Genomic DNA, 18,510 nt, shown 5'->3' with positions numbered 1-18,510 from the left:
ACTGTTGTGGCGGAACCGGGTCAGAGATCCGTACAACGACTGTAATCGAAAAATTTGTCACGATCCAAATTTATTTTCATATGACACAATGTGTTGATTAAATTACATTTATTCAGGCTTTCGGTTGCGTCGCGAAAATTACGTTGGGCACTCGAAATCGACCCTGGTATCGCTGCCGCAGGCTGCGGATGCAGCTTACACATTCAGCCGCGCAGCAGCTCGGGATGCTTGCGATACACATCGACGATGAGTTCCCCGAACAAGGTATTCGCCCAGGCGAACCAGCCGCGGGTGAAGCGCGAGGGATCGTCCTGATCGAATGCCTCGTGCATGAATCCTGTTCCCGCGTCGGTGTCGCGCAACCATGTTAGGCACTGACGGATCTGTGTCTGATCGTCGCTGGTTTGCGCGTACATCATGATGGACATCGGCCAGATCATGCGCAGGCCCTCATGCGGACCGCCGATGCCTTCGGCAGCCCTGCCCTTGAAGAAATACGGGTTGCGCGCGCTCCACACGAGGTCGCGGGTATGGCGATATGCGGGATCCTCGCGATCGCAGCAGCCGAGGTAAGGCAAGCTCAGCAGGCCCGGCGCATTGGCGTCGTCCATGAACAGCTGATTGCCGAAACCGTCTATTTCGTAGGCCCAGTACGCGCGGCCGTCGGCATCATGCATGCGACCATCCCGTTGCACTGCCTGTTCGACTTCATGCGCCAGCGCCTCGCAGTCCGAGGCGAACGCATCGTCGTGATGGATCGCGCGTGTCATCTGCGCGAGCTGGCGCAGGCTGACCACGGCGAACAGGTTGGCCGGCACGAACAGCGGGTACAAGCATGCGTCGTCCGACGGACGAAACATCGAATGGATCATGCCGTTCGGACGCGTCGGATTGCCATAACCGTCGAGGAATTGGGTCTCGGTCGGTACTTCGGACGTGCGTTGAAAGTGATAAGGCCCGTGATCGTGCTTGCGCTGCTGCTCGCGGAAAGTCTGGAGCACGAGCCGCATCGCCGTGCGCCAGTCGTCGTCGAACGGCTCAGTGTCCGCCGTGGCCAGCCAGTAGGCATGGGCCATGCGGATCGGATAACACAGCGAATCGATTTCCCATTTGCGCTCACCGACACCGGGCTTCATGTCGGTGCTGTCATGCTGTGCCCAGATCAGTGGCGGCGCATGTGGATCGGGCATGAAGGCGTTGGCATACGGATCGATCCGGATGCAGCGCGCCTGTCGCCGGATCAGGCCACGGAACAGTCGCTGTAAAGCAGGATCGTTCTTCGCCAACGGAATATAGGGAACCACCTGCGCCGACGAATCGCGCAGCCACATGGCGTCGATGTCGCCGGTGATGATGAACGTGTCCGGCTTGCCGTCGAGTGTCCCGAGTTCGACGGTCGTATCCAGCGTGTTCGGATAGCAATTCTCGAACATCCAGGCGAGCTTCGGATCACCGATGGCCGACTTCACCGTTGCCAGCTGGCGTTCCACTGCAGCGCTGACAAACTTGCGCTTGCCCACCGGCGGACGTTTGCTGACATACGGCGACGACAACATGCCCGCCGTAGCCATGTGCGGCATGAGGCCCACCAGCATGCCCGAGGCCGCCGCCGTGCCAAACCATTTCAGGATGTCGCGACGCGTGGGCATCGCGAGGGAGATGTCGTCCGATGGCACTGGCATCAGTTCACTGCCTCCCGCATCTCATCAGCCAGGTTTTGCACTTGCAGCGCATGCTGCAGTTTGTCGAGCGTGGCCTTGCTGCGCACCACCAAGGTAACGCTCTGCCCTGGCAGGATATCGAAAGCGTTGTCGGATACCTCGGCATCGAGATCGCCAAATGAAACCCACACGTCACGCGCCAGCTTGCCTGCCGTCAGCGTCAGCATGTGGCCCTGCGGAGCCACCTGGAGCTGCGTGCGAATCTTCGGCGCGGGCAGCTGCAGGTTCTTCGCTTCGTCGAAAAACACCCTATTGCGCGAGACGACTGTATCGCCATCGACAAGCTCGAACACGGCGAGTGACGTATGTGGGTCAGCTCCCTGCAGCAATTGCGCATCGGTGTAGCTGGCAACCTTGGTGCTCGCCAACGCCGGCAGGGTGACAGCTTGCTCATGCTCACTTAGAACCTTGCCGCCGAAATCCATCACACGCGTGCGCCAATGTGCAGCCAAAGGCGTCGTACGATCGGAGACCAGCGAAACGGTGGTGTTGCCATCGTTCCGCAGTGCAGCGATCAGCAACGGCGCATAGAAACGACGCGCATGGAACTGCAACGCCTTCCAGCGACCGTAGTAATCGATGCTGGACCAGGACGCGCCAGGCCAGACATCGTTGAGCTGCCAGTACAGCGAGCCCATCGACTGCGGGCGCGATGCACGCAGGTGCTCGGCCGCCAACTGGATGCCGTCGGCCTGCATGACCTGGCTGAGATAGACAAAGGCCGGGAAGTCCCGAGGCTCGCCATAACTACGCGTGATGTAGAGCAACAGGCGTTTGTTGCCGTTGCCGCTATCGTATTTCTGATGGGCGCGCATCACCGGCGATTCCGACTCCAGGTCGCCCTGCTCGGCAAACGCGCGGATGGTGCGCATCACCGGAAATGACTGCAGACCGTATTCGGACTGGAAACGCGGCGTGACATTGAGGTACTCGGTAACCGGCTTGGCATCACCCGACCACACGTCCCAGTAGTGATAGTCGCCGTCGCCGAGCACATTGGCCGGTCCGTCGTAATCGGTGCTCGGCGAACTGGCCCAATATGGCACGTCGCTGTCGTAACGCGTCACCACATTGCGCAGCACCTTGCCGAACAGGTTGACCATGCCTGCGGCGATGCGCTCGCGCTCGTCCGCCGAAATCGTTTTCTTGAAAGCTTCGCGATCGGACCAGGTTTCCCAGCCCGTCTGCACCTCGTTGTTGCCACACCACAGCACGATGCTGGGATGATCGCGCAGCCGTTTGACCTGCTCGATCGCTTCCTGCCGCGTGTTCTCGGTGTAGGCCATGTCGTTCGGCGGTATCGCACCGCCGAACATGAATTCCTGCCAGATCATGATGCCCAGGCGGTCGGCCATCTCGTAGAAGCGATCCGACTCGTAATAGCCGCCACCCCACATGCGCAGCATGTTCATGTTGGCGTCGCGCGCGGACTCCAGGACATGACGCATCTGCGCATCCGTGACGCGCGTCGGGAAGCTGTCGAACGGGATCAGATTGGCGCCCTTGGCAAACACCGGGATGCCGTTGATGACGAACTCGAAGCTCCTGCCCCACTGATCCTTTTGCCGACGCAATTCGATGGTGCGCAAGCCAGTGGCCTGCTGGGCTTCGTACAATTCGCCAGCGGCGTCACGAATGCTGGCCTTGAAGGTATACATGTCCTGCGCGCCGTACCCGGCTGGATACCACAGCTTCGGGTCAGCGATGCGCAGCGGCAGGCTAACCTGGTTGCTGCCGGGATCGACCGTGATATCGCGCTCGATACGATCCACCGGCTTGCCATCCGGCCCGATCACATCAACGCTCACATGCAGCGACTCAATGACGTCCGTCTCCATGTCGAATTGCGCGTTAACCTGCGCCGCCGACTTGGCAATGTGCACCTGCTCGACATGAAAATCAGCGACGCGCGTTGCCTCCCAACTGTCCAGGTGCACATCCTTCCAGATACCTTCGGTAACGATACGCGGGCCCCAATCCCAGCCGTATTGGTAGTTGGCCTTGCGTATGTAATTGGCCGTCTGTTTGCCCTTGGGCTCGTCGCCGAACGACGAATCGAACTCGCCCGGTAGCGCGTACGGCTGCTTGAGCAGCCACGGTTGCAGCCGCTTGATCGGCGAGTACAACCGCACCTCCAGCGTATTCGCGCCTTCATGAAGCAGCGAGGCCACTGGCACCCGCCAGCGCCGAAACATGTTGTCGGCGGCGATAAGCTTCTTGCCGTTCAAATAAACGTCGGCAAAAGTATCCAGGCCATCCAGCACCAGCTCGACGTGTTGGCGCGCCAGCGTGGCATGGTCGACGTTGATAGACGTTCGATACTGCCAGTCAGACAGGCCGACCCACTGAATCTGCGCTTCGTTATCGCGGTAGAACGGATCGGCGACCAGCTTTGCCGCCATCAGATCGGTCTGTATCGTCCCCGGCACCGTAGCGAGTTGCCACAAAGCAGCTTTCGGGTGATCCGTGGCATGGCTGTCGCCGGGAGCGAGGCGGAACTGCCAGCCGCTGTCCAGCATTTGCGTCGTCAATGGCGCGGCTGCGCCCAGCATCGGCAGCAGGAGTGCCAGCAGCATGCCGGCAGACCGGACCAGGCAGCGCTTCGTACTTGATCGATGCGTATCTGATCGATTCGCGCGTGATCTGGTTAGGCTGATCGGTGCAGTCATGTGAATACCTGTATGCGGCGGTATGGGTTCGTGATGACGCAGCAGACGGGCATTCAGTGCCGGGTCCAGGGCATGAAACATGCGCACACCAGTAACTTCCACCGGAGCCGCGTTGCCTTGTGCTTATGTTCCGCCCCAAGTATCACCGGCAGGCTCCAGACCGCTGGTGCAAGCGATACGGAATGTTTTACTAATCCCCGGGTTTAGATCGATCTATACCGCACGTTAGCATTCGCCTCGTGGCGATGCATGTCGCGTTGCAATATGCCGTTGCACGTTCCGATTTCGGTTACATTTGGATCGTTCCAATCAGCAGATTCGACTATGGCTACGGAAAGCACCGCCCCTGTCCATCGCAAGACCACACTCAGCGATATCGCCGCTGGCTGCGGCGTGTCGCGCGCCACCGTCTCGCTGGTACTGCGTGGTAGCCCGCTGGTGAACAAACTCACCCGGGCCAAGGTAGAGAAAGAACTGCTTCGGCAGAACTACGTCTACAACCGCGCTGCGGCCAACCTGCGCCGGCGCAGCTCATCCAGCATCGCGTTGATCTTGAACGACCTGGCCAATCCGTTCTTCGCCGAATTCGCATCCGGGGTCGATGAGAAGCTGGGCGAAGCCGGTTACGTCACACTGCTTGGCAGCACCGGCGAATCGATCGGGCGCGAACAGGCGGTGCTTCGATCACTGATAGAACATGGGCCGGCAGGCATCATCCTGTCGCCCGCCGAAGGCAGTGATGTCACGCACGTACTGGCGGCGGTGGGCGCACAGACGCCGTTGCTGCTGTTCAACCGCGAGTTGGGCGGCAACGCACCGAAAGTTGCGCACTGGGATCGACTGATGCTGGATAACCAGCGCGGCGCGCGGCTCGCCACCGAACATTTGATCACGCTAGGCCATCGGCATATCGCCTTCTTCGGCGGCCATCGGGACTCCAGCTCCTGCCGCGAGCGCTTCGCCGGCTACACCGAGGCGATGCGAGCTGCCGGCTTGCGCATCAAGCCTCACTGGCGCATCGAGTGCGCACCAAACCGAGTGGACGCCGTGGTGCAATGCCCCGCCTTGTTTGCCCACAGCCCCGCACCGACGGCCGCGGTCTGCTACAACGACGCAGTGGCGCTTGGCCTGATGCTTGGCTTGTGTCAACGCGGCATGCAACCCGGCCATGACTTCGCGCTTACCGGCTTCGACAACATCGCCGAGGCCGCGCTGGGTGTACCACCGTTGACCACGCTGGCGGTCGCGCCACGTGAACGTGGTCGGCAGGCGGCAGAGCTTATCCTGCAACGACTGCACGAACCGCTATCGGCATCACGCTATATCATCACCCCGGTGCAACTGGTGGTACGCGCCAGCAGTTGCACGCTACCGACAACCTGACCACCTACGGAGGTCTGCACGGCCGTTGCTGCACCGCGCCCAGAACAAGAGGGGACTCGAACTTCGCATAAGATGGAGCCACACAGACCACTCAAAGGAAAGTGCCCCCATAGATGCCCCCAGACCGAAGCCATTGTACGACTCCGAGCTGTTTCGACGAGAATTTGGGATGACCAAGGGACACACATGCGTGCCTGTCGACGTGTTCTGTGTCGCGAGAGCTGGTTCCCTTCGGAGCCAGCCCGACTGGCCATCACGTTCTAGGCTTGTAGGGCCAATTCTTCTCACGCGCGAGCGCAACTAGCGCCTCGGAGGAGTGAGTTCCCGCGGCGTGGATTTCCCGGTGCGGAGGTTTGTTGATGAGTAGATGGTTGGTCGAATCGAGGCTTCTGTCCGGCTGATCTGCTTGCCGCACGATGTGATGCACTTCGGCGTCCGGCTGCAGAGGCTCGCCGCTTACCTGGCAAGCGGTGATGCTCTCAGCCTTTAGCATCTGCTGCTTTAGCTTCGGCTGCATCTTGCGAATGTGCGACTCAGCCAACGCTCGAAGCTTTTCGAGCTTAGGGTCGTCCCGTAAGGTGTTTACGCAGAGCTCAGCATCCTTGAGCCGCTCGAGCTTGTAGACGTCCCGCGGCTCCTGGATCCGGCGCGACAACTCCTTATTCAGTGCAGACGTAGCGACGTACCGCGTAGTCCCGTTCTGTGTCTTGTCCTCATTGGACAGGTCGTTGTAGAACTGGTTAGCGCCTGCGTTATCCGTGGCCAGAAGGTGTCGCAACGCAGACTTGACCACATAGGCTTTGCCATCAGGCGTGTAGGCGCCCCCGGCTTGAACAGTGGATGCGTTTGGGTGCCGTATCAATCGGCGTGGCCGTTTTGGCTTCCACCGTGGGAAACGCTCTGTGGAACCGGATGAGCCGCTTGCTGCCGCTGACACTTGTCGGGCAGATGATTCTTTTCGAGACGATGTTCGCCTTGCTCTACGGCTTTCTCTGGGAACGACGCCTGCCAACGCCACTGGAAATGGCGGCCCTGGTCCTGGTCATCATGAGCGTCCTCTCCTGCCTCGCCGCCCACCGCCCAGCAACGGTCGTGCTCGAGCCCGCGGTTTGAACAAACTTGGTGGCGTGTCCCTGACTCAACATACTGAGCGCGCTAAGGCTCAACGGCTTCGAGAACACCAGTTTGATTAACGACACATGGCTTCGTGCCTATGGTTCACACTTCACCGATTCGTCAGACTGTCTTGGAGCCATCGGCTGGGGCCAATGGGTTTTCTACCGGCAAACATCGGCCAGTTGCTGCCGGTCGCGAACGACTGCTATCAGACTCAGTTCGAGCCTCAGCTCTCCCGACGGGTGTCTGCAACCGCAGCTTTGCGGTCCTCTCACCGTGCTGCATCTGGCAGGCGCCTCCTCTCCGACGGGGCGGAGGCGATGCATATATGGATGAGGGGTCGACGTTCGAAGGTCCGCGCTACTTGTGTTCCGGAGCTCGGTCTTCGAGTAACCGTGCAGGTTCGGCGGGCATTCGCATGGCGATGGCGAGGGTCAGTAGAGCCGCGGCAGCACATGCGAGCAACGTCAGGATGAACGGGGTCAGCGTCGCGTCATACGCAATAGCCAGTACGACTCCGGCGATGCCTGCGAGAGCATATTGGGCGACTCCGAGCAGCGAGGAAACCGACCCCGCTAGACGCACGGGCGCATTTTGCATGACGAGGGCGAATCCGTTGCCGATCGTGAGCGATAGGGTCGACATGGCCAGGAAGATCAACGCTCCGACAACATAGAGGCCCGCGTCGAAACCGAGGGTCGCGACAAGCAGCGCGACACAACAGGCACCATGCAATCCCAATCCTGAGACCAAGATCTGGCGTTCCGACCAGCGGCCCAGCAGCAGCACGTTGATCTGGGCGACAACGACCATCCCGACCGCATTGCCGGCGAGCACTAGGCTGTAGACAAACGGGGAGAGGCCGAAGTGGTCGACGAACACGAACGAGGACGAGCCGATATAGGCGAACAGGCCCGCCATCGAGAATGCACTCGAGAGCATCATCCAGGAGAGTCGTCCCCGCTTGAAAAAACCCGCGTAGTCGATCAAGGCGGCGCGCAGCCCGGTCGTGGCAAGGCCTTCAGTCTTCAGGGTCTCGGGCACGAGCGCAAAGAGCGCCACGAGCGATGCGACGCCAAACAATCCAAGCGCCCAGAAAATGGCTTCCCATCCCAACGCGGCCACCAGGACGCCACCAATCGGAGGCGCAAGCACTGGCGCGATCATCATGACCTGAAGCAGCGCGGAAAACAGCTTCGCGATCTCGCGTCCCCGATAGCGGTCGGCAATGATCGCTCTCGGGATCACCAGGCCGGCCGCCGCGCCCAAACCCTGCAAGCCCCTCGCGACGATCAATGTTTCCACGTCCCATGACAGGGCTGCAAGAACCGACGCCGCGACAAACAGGACCATACCCATTGCGAGCGGCGCCCGTCGACCGATCCGGTCTGCGAGTGGCCCGTAGAACAGTTGGCCGATTGCGGCGCCGCCCACGAACGCCGCAAGGGTCGCCTGCATAGCGGCCGGGCTTGCCCCCAGCGCACTGCCAATGTCGCGGAACCCAGGCAGATAGAGGTCGATCGCCATGGCGTCGAACGCGGTGATCGCGCCAAGGACGATGATCATTATAGATGTGCGGGGAAGGTGTTCGTCGGTGGTCATGCAGTCTTCTCGTGGCAGCAGTTGACAGAGCAGGTGTTGGGGGGTACACCTACGCCAACAATCCGACTACTCAGTCGGATAATTATGCGACTAACCAGTCGGAAAAACAAGGAGCCCTCGGTTGACTCGCAAAAAAGAAATTGATCCAGATCGAATTCTGGATGCCGCTGAGGCGGTGATCCTCGAATCTGGCGGAAGGAGCTTTACGCTGGACGCCGTCGCCCACAGGGCAGGAATCAGCAAGGGTGGCTTGGTTTACACGTTCGCGACCAAGGATGACCTCGTCTGCGCCGCCTTGACGAGGGAGACGGCTCGCTTCCTGGCTGCTGTTGAAAGACGTCTTCCGTCTGCCGTCGTCGGGCCTTTCGACATGGTTCTCGCCCACATCGAGGCGGCGTTGGACAACGACGATGCTTCGACACGAACGGCAGCGTTTCTCACCACTGCATTGGTTCACGCTCCCGAGATGATGGAACCCGCCCGAGCTTATTACCGGACCCTACTGAAGCCGCTTCTGAGCAAGCCAAGCGAATCGCAGGGTGTTCTCGGGGCTCTGCTGGCCGTGGAGGGCGTCTTTTTGCTTCGAGGGTTGGGGTTGGCAGAGGTGTCGGCGAAGGAATTCCGCTCCGTACTGCTCCACGCGAGGGACACTGTCGCTGCTCTTGCTGCCACCGGCGGCTGACTCCGTGTCTCCGTGCGGGAGCCGAGACCGATTTCTGCGTCAAGCTCATCAGACCACCAGCCGCGGCGATGCCTGAGTCAATCGTGGTTAGGCATACGTCTAATTTCCATCGGTAGCAGTCAGTCGGTCAGGCCCGTCTCCAATGTCTGTTCACGGGCATCCGGTTCTCAGCGTCGAATGTCGCAGGTGGGTCGACTTGCGACCGTCGCTGACCAAGCGGGCGGGCCGGGACCATCTGTATTGCGGCCGACCCATTTGAGAAATTGCTATTTTTTTCGCACACGGTCCTTGCTTCGGGCTAAGGCGCGGCAGTTACTGGACCATCAGGTCACAGATTAGCTCGCGAATCCAGCGCTGGCCCGGATGTCCCTGGGCATTCTCGTGCCATACAAGCTCGACCTGAAAGCGTTCCGACAGCCACGGAACATCTATCACCTCAAGTTCGGGAAGTCGGCCGTGCAGCAAGCGTCTCGGCACCAAGGCAACAAGATCGCTGACCGAGACGATTTCCGGGACAACAAGGAAAGACGCGGCCGACGCTACGACGGTGCGCTGCCGTCCAAGTGCCCCCAGCGTAATGTCGACCGGCGTCGAGAAGCCGCCGCCCGCTGGCGAGACGACCAACTGCTCCAAACCGGCGAACCCCTCAGCTGAAATGCCCTCTTCGACGTGCGGGTGTCCCCGTCGGGCGATAAGAACGTAGGTCTCTTCGAAGAGATGCTTGGTGTGCAGGTGCGGCACGCTGCCATCCGGAGTGGCAATGGCCAGATCGACATCGCCATCCGCGAGCTGGCGGGTCAATCTTCCGGGATCCAGACGATGCACGGCGACCCGCACGCCCGGAGCCTTTTCACGCAGCGCCACTATCAGAGGCAAAACGACGGCTACCTCGATGTAATCCGTGCACGCAATCGAGTAAGTCAGCTCAGCTGTCGTTGGTGAGAAGTTGTCGAGGCTGTGGAGCGTGCTGCGCAATTGGTCCAAAGCGAGGCGCAACGGCCCGACCAGATCGAGCGCTTTGGCTGTAGGTGTCATCCCGCGATGGGCCGGGACAAGCAGAGGATCGTCGAATAGTTCTCGAAGGCGGTTCAGCTGCGCACTCAGTGCTGGTTGGCTCAAGTGGAGTCGCGCGGCCGCTTTCGTGACGTTGCACGTGGCCAGGAGAGCTTCAAGGCTGACAAGCAGATTCAGGTCTATGCGCTTGGTATCCACAGGATGGATTGTAAGCAAGAAATGAATTGATTTCACAGATTGCATGCCGCCTGCCATTTTTGGAAAGCGGATTGCGATCGCCAACACCGGCCGAGTCCGACACCCAAAGGAGATTGGCATGTCATTTGAAAGCAAACCCATCATCGCCATCGCAGGCAGCCTGAGCAAGCAGGGCCGCAGCGTAGCTGGATCACTGTTGCGGAGCGGGCGCTACCGCGTCCGTGCCCTCACCGGACGGGTCGATTCACCCGAGGCACTCAAGTTGGCGGCCCAGGGCGCTGAACTGATCAGCGTACCGCTCGCGACTGATCACAACGAGGAATTCGTCAAAGCGTTCCAGGGCGCGCACGGTGCATTCCTCATGACACCAGGCGTTGCGCCACCGGCAACTCACGAATTCGACATTGGCAAAGATCTGGCAGATGCAGCAGTGGAAGCCGGCGTTCAACATGTGGTTTTTAGCACCTTGGAGAACGTCGACAAGATCACGAAAGGGACGAAGTTTGCACCGCACTTCACCGATAAGAGTCGTGTCGAGGCCTACATTCGCGAGTTACCGATCATGAGCTCTTTTATCGAGCTTTCGTTCTTCTATACAAACCTTCTCGAATACTACCCACCGCACATGGATGGAGACACCCTAGTGTTTCCTGTCTACTTGCCCGAGCACTTTCGCGCACCGTTTGTCGATCCGCTGAGTGCGACTGGCCCGGCGGTCCTGGAGATCTTCGATCACCCGGATACTTACGCTGGCCAGACGTTGCCGGTCATCGGCGATGAAATCTCTCCAGCCGAAATGATTGAGACCTTCACTCGCGTTACTGGGCAGAAAGCCGCTTATGTATCGGCATACAAATTGGAGGAATTACTTCACCACTTTCCCGAATTTCGTGCGAACCATGAACTTGCGCGCGAGACTACGGGAATGGCCGAATTTGCCGTGCAGTACGGATATTTCCGTCAAGATCGCGACCTTGAATGGAGCCGGCGTATTGATCGAAGCTGCCTCAGCTGGGAGCAGTTTTTGAAAACATCAGGTTGGGATGGACAGCAAAAAGTGTTCGGCCTTTAGCCAACAACGCCGATAGCATCAGTCTTTCATGATGCGGGGGGCTACCCGGTTTTCGCTGACATTTCTGAGAAACTGGACTTGCCCCGATCCGGCGACCCTTTGGACACTCAATACGAGCCATCTACAGTTGCCGCCGTCAGCTTTGGGTCGGTTTCCGCCGGTCGACGTGGATGTGCAGCTGATCATACTGGCCGGCGGGCTGGTCATGGTCGATCGGTCGTGTGATGCATTCAATCCGGTGCATGCAGCTGACCCTAGATAGCCTTGATGTCGTCATCGCTGGAGTGCTTCCCGCGCCATTCAGAGACATCGAGCGTTTCCTTGCGCGCCTGCGTGTTTCGCTGTCACCGATCAGTGGAAGTCCCTCGACCGCACATCCAGCCCACCGAGCAGCTCGCTCATGTCGAGCAGGCGACTGGCGATCAGGTGGCACACGCCATCGACCGCCTCCCACCGCCCATCGATTCCCAGCAGCTCTGATTCCAGCAGCACCCGCCGGTGGGGTTCGGCGACATCGCGCCAAACGACGACGTTGACCATACCGTGCTCATCTTCCATCGTCAGGAATGTGACCCCACTGGCCGTCTGTGGTCGCTGGCGCATCGTGACGACACCCGCAACGCGCGCATAGCTGTTGTGAGGACGCTTCCGCAGCGTTCGTGAGTCGGTGCATCGGGCGGCGCGCAACCGGTCCCTGATCTGCGCCATGGGGTGCACGCCCAGTGTCAGCCCAGTTCGCGCATAGTCCGCCAGCGTGTCCTCGGCCTGCGTCGGCTTCGGCAACGCCACCTCGATCTCTGTTGGACTGACGTTGCCGAAGAGCGGCAGCTGTTTTTCCACGCCAGCGATCTCTCAGTGCGCGTGGTGTCGGTGCTGCGACAATCCTCGCAACGCGCTGGCCTGCGCCAGCAAGTCCTGATCACGCTTGTCCACGGCCGCCCGCGCGCAAAGATCCGCGATATCGGCGAACGGGCGCTGTGCGCGGGCCACCATCATCCGCCGCGCGACTTCTTCACTGAAGCCGCGCACCTGGCGCAACCCCAGCTGGATCGCGGGAGGTTCTTCTTCCCGGGTGATGAGTGTGTTGTCCCAATCGCTGCACTGGACGTCGATGGGGAAAACGTCGATGTCATGGCGCCGGGCGTCCTGCACGATCTGGCTAGGGCGGCTTTGCGAATGGCGGTATCGGTCAGGGCCATGGGGGCATCTCCAAGGTAGAGGTGTACGCCTTTGGTTTATGTGTCCCCAAATATGCCCCCTATTTTCGTTGGATTCAATCGAATGCCATTGCACTGAGTCAGACACTCAGGCACAAAAAAACCCGCCAAGTAGCGGGTTTTTTTGTGTTTTTTGGACTCTATCGGACGTCCTCAAACAGTGCATTGGTGCCCAAGAGGGGACTCGAACCCCTACGACTTACGTCGCTACCACCTCAAGGTAGTGCGTCTACCAGTTCCGCCACCTGGGCAGGTGTATTGCTTAGTGCTTCTTTGCCGGCTCGGTCGCTGCCGGCACCTCACCCTTGGCTGGGGCGGGGGTTGTCGCTGGCTGTGCGGCCGGTACGGCATTGCCTGCAGCCACTGGAGCGGCCGTCGGCACTTCCGAACCAACCGGCGCGGCCGGCGTTGCCTGCTGGGCTGCCGGCTTGCTGGCAAGTCCGGCCATCACACCCAGATCATCGGCCTTGCTGCTATGCGGCGCGCCGTTGGCGTGCAGATAGATGCCCATGCCGAGGCTGAGCAGGAAGAACAACGACGCCAGTATGCCGGTGGCGCGGGTCAGGAACGTGGCCGAACCACGCGCACCGAACACCGTGGCCGACGCACCACTGCCGAAACCGGAGCCTGCATCGGCGCCCGCGCCGTTCTGCAGCAGGATCAGCACGATCATCGCCGCAGCGATCAGGATGTAAAACACGCTGAAAATGACGAACATGATTATTTATTGAGCCTGTAGCGCCTGATGCGCCGCGGCGCAGATTCCAAGGAAGTCGGATGCAGCCAGAGAGGCGCCGCCGATCAGTCCACCATCCACGTCCGCCTGCGCGAACAATTCCGCGGCATTGGCCGCCTTGACGCTGCCGCCGTAAAGCAGTCGGGTCAGACGGGCAATCATAACATCTTCCTTTTCCAGTTGGCTACGAATGAAGGCATGTACCTGCTGCGCCATTTCCGGGGTGGCGGTGCGGCCTGTACCAATCGCCCAGATCGGTTCATAGGCAATCACTGCCGTATCGAAGCTGGCGATGCCGTTGAGCGTCAGCACAGCCTGCAACTGGCATGCGATGACCTCTTCGGTTTGACCTGCCTCGCGCTGCTCCAGCGTTTCGCCCACGCACAGGATCGGCGTGAGACCACCGGCACGTGCCGCCGCGAATTTGCGTGCCACCAGTTCATCGCTCTCGGCGTGATACTGGCGGCGCTCGGAATGGCCGACCAGCACCCATTGCGCACCGATGTCCGCCAGCATCGCGGCGGAAACCTCACCGGTGTAGGCGCCCTGCCCCTCGTGCTCACTGACATCCTGGGCGCCGACGCCAAGGCCGGAGCTGGCGTGCTGCCCAGCCAGCTCGGCGAGATATGGAAACGGCGGGAATACGGCCACGTCGATGGACGCCGGCTTGGCGGCGACGATCTCGTTGACCAGCGCCGTGGCCATCGAACGGCTGCCGTGCATTTTCCAGTTGCCGGCGACAAGTTTCTTGCGCATGGTCTGCTTCCGCTGCGATCAAACCGCAAGCTTACCGATGGGTAGGAGTATCGGCAAACCTGCGAACGGCTGGCGCTGGCTGGTGCGCCCGGTCAAGAATGGCTATTCATCATCAGGAATGTCCCATGCCGTCCAGCCGCCCCCTCAGCTTGATCACCGGTGCTTCTTCCGGCATCGGTGCCGCCTTTGCCCGGCAACTGGCCATGCTCGGGCACGATCTTGTGCTCACCGCGCGACGCGTCGATCGACTGGAGACTCTCGCCGGCGAACTACGTGAACAGCACAAGAGCTCGGTGACCGTGCTGCCGAACGACCTCGCCGACCCGGGCGCACCACAAGCCCTTTGCGATGTGCTGCAGCAACGCGACCTGCAGGTGGACTGGCTGATCAACAATGCCGGCTACGGCGTCCCCGGCTCGTTCCTGGCGAACGACTGGGAAACCCATGCGGACTTCCTGCAGGTGCTGCTAACGGCACCCACCGAGCTGGCCAGGCGACTGCTGCCCGGCATGCGCAAACGCGGCTACGGCCGGATCATCAACGTGGCCTCGCTGGCCGGGCACGTCCCAGGTCCCGCCGGGCACACGCTGTACGCGGCGTCCAAGGCCTTCATGATCAAGTTCTCGCAATCGCTGGCATTGGAGAACCGCGCTTCTGGCGTGAATGTTTGCGCGCTCTGCCCGGGTTTCACCTGGTCGGAATTCCACGACGTCACCGGCACCCGCGACAAGATGAATCAGATGCCGGGTTTCATGTGGCTCAGTGCGGAAGACGTGGTGCGCCAGGGCATCGCTGCGGTCGAACGCGGCCAGGCTGTGTACATCCCTGGCCGCGTCAACCGAACCATCAAGACTATCGTTCAGCTGATGCCGGATCGGCTGGCGATGTGGCTATCCGCACGCGAATCGAAGCGCTACCGGAATGCCGATGCCTAGATCGATCCGATAGCGCCGGTTGTTCAGATCAACTTGATCTCGCGCAACCGCTGCATCAAATACTCATGCGAGTTGATCGACGTGTCGTAGCGACGCGGATTGTCCGGCGTGATGCAGGAGTCGAGCGGGTCCAGCACCACATCCGGATTCGGGTGCAGGAAGAACGGCACCGAATAACGCGGCTTGCGCGCGTTCTCGTTCTGCGGATTGACCACCCGGTGCGAGGTGGACGGATACACGTGGTTGCTCAGCCGCTGCAGCATGTCGCCGATGTTCACCACGATCGCATCGCCCTCGGTGGTGATCGGCAGCCACTCGCCGTCGCTCAGCACTTCCAGCCCCTCGGCGCTGGCGCCAACCAGCAGGGTGATGAAGTTGATGTCCTCGTGAGCGCCGGCGCGAACATTCGGGATGTTGTCCTGGGTGATCGGCGGGTAGTGGATCGGGCGCAGGATCGAGTTGCCGACGTCGGTCTTGTCCTCGAAGAAGTTTTCCGGCTGGTCGATATGCAGCGCCAGTGCGCGCAGCACACGCGTGCCGAGATGATCCAGCGCCTCGAAAAGACCATAGCCCTGTTGCTTGAAATCCGGCACTTCGGCGGGCCAGATGTTCGGCGGCATCACGTCCGCGAACTTCGAATCGCGCGGAATCTCCCGACCTATATGCCAGAACTCCTTCAAATCCGCGTACTGGCTGTCCTTGGCGGTTTCCACCTTGAACGGCGTGTAGCCACGCGCACCGCCGCTGCCGGCGATGTGGTACTTCATCTTGGTCTCGGTCGGCAGCGCGAAGAAGCGCTGGAACGCATCGTAGAAGCCGTCGATCAGCTCGCGCGGGATGCCGTGGCCGCTGATGCAGCAGAAACCGAATTCGCGGTAGGCCGCACCCAGTTCAGCGACGAAGGCGTCGCGGTCGGTGTCGTAACGGCGAATATCAAGGGTAGGAACATGCTTCATGGCTGTAGTCCACTAGGTTGGCGTGCGGTCAATTCATCCGCGACCGCAAGAGCGGGGGCACGTCGGGCCTATCCATGGCGACCTAGTACTGCTACAGGTTCACGAGCGTTCGGCTACCGATCTTACAATCCCGGCCAGCTTCTCTGCCAACTGTTGTACTTCCTCTGCATCGGCCGCCTCGATGGTGACGCGCACCAGCGGCTCGGTGCCGGAGGCGCGCAGCACCACCCGGCCGCGGCCGCGCAAAGCCTGTTCCACCTCGGCCAGCGACTGCTGCACTTCGTCGCTGACCAGCGCCTCGCGGGCGCCGATCGCGCGCACATTGAGCATGACCTGCGGCAATTTCTTCAGACCCTGGCGAGCGATAGCCAGATCCTGTCCGGACAGTGCCAGCGCCTCCAGCACCGCCAGCGCCGCGACTATGCCGTCGCCGGTGGTGGCGCGATCCAGGCACAGAATGTGGCCGGAAGTCTCGCCGCCAAGCACACCGTCGTGCTGCTTCAACTGCTGCAGCACGTAGCGGTCGCCCACGTTGGCACGGATCAACGGCACGTCGAATTCCGCCAGCGCCAGCTGGAGGCCGTAATTGCTCATCAAGGTGCCGACCACCGGCCCCTTGAGCACACCGCGTGCGTGCCAGCTGCGCGCCAGCACGTAGAGCATGTCGTCGCCGTCGGCCAGGACACCGTGCCGGTCGACCAGCGCCAGCCGGTCACCGTCACCGTCGAACGCCATGCCCAGGTCGGCGCCATGCGCCAGCACCGCTTGCTGCAACGCCTGCGGGTGGGTGGAGCCGACCTCGCGGTTGATATTGAAACCATCCGGCTTGTCACCTATCGCGATGACCTCAGCGCCGAGTTCGGCAAACACCTTCGGTGCCACCTGATAGGTCGCGCCATGCGCGCAGTCCAGCACGAGCTTCAAGCCACGCAGGCTGAAATCCTCCGCCACCGTGGCTTTGCAGAACTCGGCATAGCGCGCCACCGCATCGTCGATGCGGCTGGCCTTGCCCAGGCGTTCGGACGGCACCGTGACGAAGTCGGCATCGACCTCCTGCTCGATCGCCAGCTCGACCGCATCCGACAGCTTTTCGCCGTTGGCGGAGAAGAACTTGATGCCGTTGTCATGATGCGGGTTGTGCGAGGCGCTGATGACGATGCCGGCACTGGCGCGCAGCGAGCGGGTCAGGAACGCCACCGCCGGGGTCGGCATCGGTCCGAGCAGCCCCACATCGGCACCGGCGGCAACCAGGCCAGCTTCCAGTGCAGCCTCGAACATGTAACCGGAAACGCGCGTGTCCTTGCCGATCAACACCTTGGGCCGAGCGCTGCCCTCGCGTGCCAGCACGCTGCCAACGGCGCGGCCAAGGCGCAGCATGAAATCCGCGCTGATCGGCCATTGCCCGACCAGCCCGCGGATGCCGTCCGTACCGAAATACTTGCGTTGATTCATGGTGTCTTGCCGCCCTGAAAGATTGCTTTTACCTGCGAGGCAGCCATCGTGCTGCATTGCCTTCTGCCCTAAACCGTTCAATCGTCATCTGGCCAGCGCGGCGCCGCGGTTTTCACGTCGCGCTTCGGCACCACATCGACTGCATGTACCGACTGCCACACAGCCAGCGCATCCACCGTGGCAGCCACGTCATGCACGCGCACCATGCGTGCGCCACGCTGGATCGCGATCAGCGCCGCCGCAGCCGAGCCGGCGGCGCGCTCGACCGGATCCTTGCGACCGGTCAGCGTGCCGATCATCGATTTGCGCGACAAGCCGACATACACGCCGCTACCCAGGTTGGCGAAACGCTCCAGCGCGCACAGCAACGCCAGATTGTGCTCGAGCGTCTTGCCGAAGCCGAAACCGACATCGACCATCACCTTGCGCCGGTCGATACCGGCCAGCTCGCAGGCGAACAGCCGATCGGTGAGAAACCGATGTACCTCGCCCACCACGTCGTCGTAATGCGGATCGGCCTGCATGCTGCGCGGCTCGCCTTGCATGTGCATCAGGCATACCGGTACGCCCAGCTCGGCGACCGCATCCATCGCGCCGTCGCGGCGCAAGGCATACACGTCGTTGATCATGCCGGCACCGGCAGCCACCGCCGCACGCATCACCTCCGGTTTGGAAGTGTCGATCGCAATCGGCAGCGTGGTGCGCGCGATCAACTGCTCGATCACCGGCAACACGCGCCGCAGCTCTTCCTCGACCGAGACATCCGCGGCGCCGGGCCGGGTGGATTCGCCGCCGACATCAAGCATGTCGGCACCCTCTTCCACCATGCGCAGGCCATGCGCCAAGGCCGCTTTCACGCTGGCGTGCGCACCACCGTCCGAGAACGAGTCCGGTGTGAGATTGAGAATGCCGACCACGCGCGGACGATCGAGCCGCAACGCACGCCCGGCACAATCCAGGACCGGCGCAAACAGATCGATCGACATGCTCAACTCCTCACT

16 protein-coding genes, 1 tRNA gene and 1 pseudogene are annotated in these 18,510 nt (G+C 61.2%); 5 read left to right on the top strand and 13 right to left on the bottom strand.

The annotated features are described in order from the left end of the window. Nucleotides 1–203: 203 nt before the first annotated feature. Together B0E48_RS09480 and B0E48_RS09475 are read right to left on the bottom strand one after the other, a co-directional pair. Nucleotides 204–1,649 (bottom strand): glycoside hydrolase family 125 protein, encoded by a 1,446-nt coding sequence (locus B0E48_RS09480; RefSeq protein WP_077518375.1) that lies wholly within the window; start codon nucleotides 1,647–1,649, stop codon nucleotides 204–206. Nucleotides 1,650–1,681: 32 nt separating this feature from the next. Beyond that, nucleotides 1,682–4,297, bottom strand: a complete 2,616-nt coding sequence (locus B0E48_RS09475; protein WP_139350227.1) for a glycoside hydrolase family 2 protein — start codon at nucleotides 4,295–4,297, stop codon at nucleotides 1,682–1,684. 417 nt (nucleotides 4,298–4,714) lie between these two features. On the opposite strand from B0E48_RS09475, the gene B0E48_RS09470 reads away from it, so the two are divergent. Further along, a complete protein-coding gene (locus tag B0E48_RS09470) occupies nucleotides 4,715–5,773 on the top strand; it encodes a LacI family DNA-binding transcriptional regulator (RefSeq protein ID WP_077517883.1) in 1,059 nt (352 codons plus the stop codon). A 253-nt stretch (nucleotides 5,774–6,026) separates the two neighbouring features. Here the strand turns inward: B0E48_RS09470 and B0E48_RS09465 are convergent, their stop codons facing one another. After that, nucleotides 6,027–6,566 carry a hypothetical protein gene (locus B0E48_RS09465; protein ID WP_139350226.1) on the bottom strand — a complete coding sequence of 180 codons (540 nt, stop codon included), beginning with the start codon at nucleotides 6,564–6,566 and terminating at the stop codon, nucleotides 6,027–6,029. A 62-nt stretch (nucleotides 6,567–6,628) separates the two neighbouring features. Between B0E48_RS09465 and B0E48_RS09460 the strand changes: the two are divergent. Further along, nucleotides 6,629–6,886: pseudogene (locus B0E48_RS09460) on the top strand (EamA/RhaT family transporter); the annotation flags it as partial. 363 nt (nucleotides 6,887–7,249) lie between these two features. Here B0E48_RS09460 and B0E48_RS09455 read toward each other — a convergent pair. After that, nucleotides 7,250–8,491 carry a multidrug effflux MFS transporter gene (locus B0E48_RS09455; protein ID WP_077517881.1) on the bottom strand — a complete coding sequence of 414 codons (1,242 nt, stop codon included), beginning with the start codon at nucleotides 8,489–8,491 and terminating at the stop codon, nucleotides 7,250–7,252. A 121-nt stretch (nucleotides 8,492–8,612) separates the two neighbouring features. Here B0E48_RS09455 and B0E48_RS09450 point away from each other — a divergent pair, with 121 nt between their 5' ends. Continuing rightward, nucleotides 8,613–9,173 (top strand): TetR/AcrR family transcriptional regulator, encoded by a 561-nt coding sequence (locus B0E48_RS09450; RefSeq protein ID WP_077517880.1) that lies wholly within the window; start codon nucleotides 8,613–8,615, stop codon nucleotides 9,171–9,173. 312 nt (nucleotides 9,174–9,485) lie between these two features. Here B0E48_RS09450 and B0E48_RS09445 read toward each other — a convergent pair whose 3' ends face one another. Next, nucleotides 9,486–10,472 carry a LysR family transcriptional regulator gene (locus B0E48_RS09445; RefSeq protein ID WP_254423912.1) on the bottom strand — a complete coding sequence of 329 codons (987 nt, stop codon included), beginning with the start codon at nucleotides 10,470–10,472 and terminating at the stop codon, nucleotides 9,486–9,488. 31 nt (nucleotides 10,473–10,503) lie between these two features. Between B0E48_RS09445 and B0E48_RS09440 the strand changes: the two genes are divergently transcribed. Beyond that, on the top strand, nucleotides 10,504–11,457 hold the full coding sequence (locus B0E48_RS09440) for an NmrA/HSCARG family protein (protein ID WP_077518374.1): 954 nt from the start codon (nucleotides 10,504–10,506) through the stop codon (nucleotides 11,455–11,457). Between the two features lie 351 nt (nucleotides 11,458–11,808). Here B0E48_RS09440 and B0E48_RS18045 read toward each other — a convergent pair whose 3' ends face one another. The 5 genes from B0E48_RS18045 to tpiA form a co-directional block, all read right to left on the bottom strand. Next, the gene (locus B0E48_RS18045) at nucleotides 11,809–12,297 is read right to left on the bottom strand and encodes an OB-fold nucleic acid binding domain-containing protein (protein ID WP_254423911.1); all 489 of its coding nucleotides are present in this window, start codon (nucleotides 12,295–12,297) and stop codon (nucleotides 11,809–11,811) included. A 12-nt stretch (nucleotides 12,298–12,309) separates the two neighbouring features. Continuing rightward, nucleotides 12,310–12,609 carry a hypothetical protein gene (locus B0E48_RS18040; protein ID WP_254423910.1) on the bottom strand — a complete coding sequence of 100 codons (300 nt, stop codon included), beginning with the start codon at nucleotides 12,607–12,609 and terminating at the stop codon, nucleotides 12,310–12,312. A 231-nt stretch (nucleotides 12,610–12,840) separates the two neighbouring features. After that, nucleotides 12,841–12,925, bottom strand: a tRNA-Leu gene (locus tag B0E48_RS09430). Between the two features lie 11 nt (nucleotides 12,926–12,936). Beyond that, nucleotides 12,937–13,395 carry a preprotein translocase subunit SecG gene (gene secG / locus B0E48_RS09425; protein ID WP_254423951.1) on the bottom strand — a complete coding sequence of 153 codons (459 nt, stop codon included), beginning with the start codon at nucleotides 13,393–13,395 and terminating at the stop codon, nucleotides 12,937–12,939. Between the two features lie 3 nt (nucleotides 13,396–13,398). After that, the gene (gene tpiA, locus B0E48_RS09420; RefSeq protein ID WP_077517877.1) at nucleotides 13,399–14,166 is read right to left on the bottom strand and encodes a triose-phosphate isomerase; all 768 of its coding nucleotides are present in this window, start codon (nucleotides 14,164–14,166) and stop codon (nucleotides 13,399–13,401) included. Nucleotides 14,167–14,291: 125 nt separating this feature from the next. Between tpiA and B0E48_RS09415 the strand changes: the two genes are divergently transcribed. After that, nucleotides 14,292–15,101, top strand: coding sequence for an SDR family oxidoreductase (locus B0E48_RS09415; RefSeq protein ID WP_077517876.1), 810 nt, complete (start codon nucleotides 14,292–14,294; stop codon nucleotides 15,099–15,101). Nucleotides 15,102–15,124: 23 nt separating this feature from the next. Here B0E48_RS09415 and B0E48_RS09410 read toward each other — a convergent pair whose 3' ends face one another. From B0E48_RS09410 to folP, 3 genes are all read right to left on the bottom strand, one after another. Further along, complete coding sequence (locus tag B0E48_RS09410) at nucleotides 15,125–16,057, bottom strand: 2-oxoglutarate and iron-dependent oxygenase domain-containing protein (protein ID WP_077517875.1); 933 nt, start codon at nucleotides 16,055–16,057, stop codon at nucleotides 15,125–15,127. A gap of 99 nt (nucleotides 16,058–16,156) precedes the next feature. Next, the gene (gene glmM / locus B0E48_RS09405) at nucleotides 16,157–17,509 is read right to left on the bottom strand and encodes a phosphoglucosamine mutase (RefSeq protein ID WP_077517874.1); all 1,353 of its coding nucleotides are present in this window, start codon (nucleotides 17,507–17,509) and stop codon (nucleotides 16,157–16,159) included. A 77-nt stretch (nucleotides 17,510–17,586) separates the two neighbouring features. After that, complete coding sequence (folP, locus tag B0E48_RS09400) at nucleotides 17,587–18,483, bottom strand: dihydropteroate synthase (RefSeq protein ID WP_174566738.1); 897 nt, start codon at nucleotides 18,481–18,483, stop codon at nucleotides 17,587–17,589. Nucleotides 18,484–18,510: the final 27 nt, after the last annotated feature.

This window comes from Rhodanobacter sp. C03 (genome assembly GCF_002001175.1).
Classification (GTDB): Bacteria; Pseudomonadota; Gammaproteobacteria; order Xanthomonadales; family Rhodanobacteraceae; genus Rhodanobacter.
This window is presented reverse-complemented; position numbering and strand designations above follow the sequence as displayed.

Coding starts and splice junctions, on each gene's coding strand:
- B0E48_RS09480 (WP_077518375.1), bottom strand. CDS start 1,649: ATGCCCACGCGTCGCGACATCCTGAAATGGTTTGGCACGGCGGCGGCC.
- B0E48_RS09475 (WP_139350227.1), bottom strand. CDS start 4,297: ATGCTGCTGGCACTCCTGCTGCCGATGCTGGGCGCAGCCGCGCCATTG.
- B0E48_RS09470 (WP_077517883.1), top strand. CDS start 4,715: ATGGCTACGGAAAGCACCGCCCCTGTCCATCGCAAGACCACACTCAGC.
- B0E48_RS09455 (WP_077517881.1), bottom strand. CDS start 8,491: ATGACCACCGACGAACACCTTCCCCGCACATCTATAATGATCATCGTC.
- B0E48_RS09440 (WP_077518374.1), top strand. CDS start 10,504: ATGTCATTTGAAAGCAAACCCATCATCGCCATCGCAGGCAGCCTGAGC.
- tpiA (WP_077517877.1), bottom strand. CDS start 14,166: ATGCGCAAGAAACTTGTCGCCGGCAACTGGAAAATGCACGGCAGCCGT.
- B0E48_RS09415 (WP_077517876.1), top strand. CDS start 14,292: ATGCCGTCCAGCCGCCCCCTCAGCTTGATCACCGGTGCTTCTTCCGGC.
- B0E48_RS09410 (WP_077517875.1), bottom strand. CDS start 16,057: ATGAAGCATGTTCCTACCCTTGATATTCGCCGTTACGACACCGACCGC.
- glmM (WP_077517874.1), bottom strand. CDS start 17,509: ATGAATCAACGCAAGTATTTCGGTACGGACGGCATCCGCGGGCTGGTC.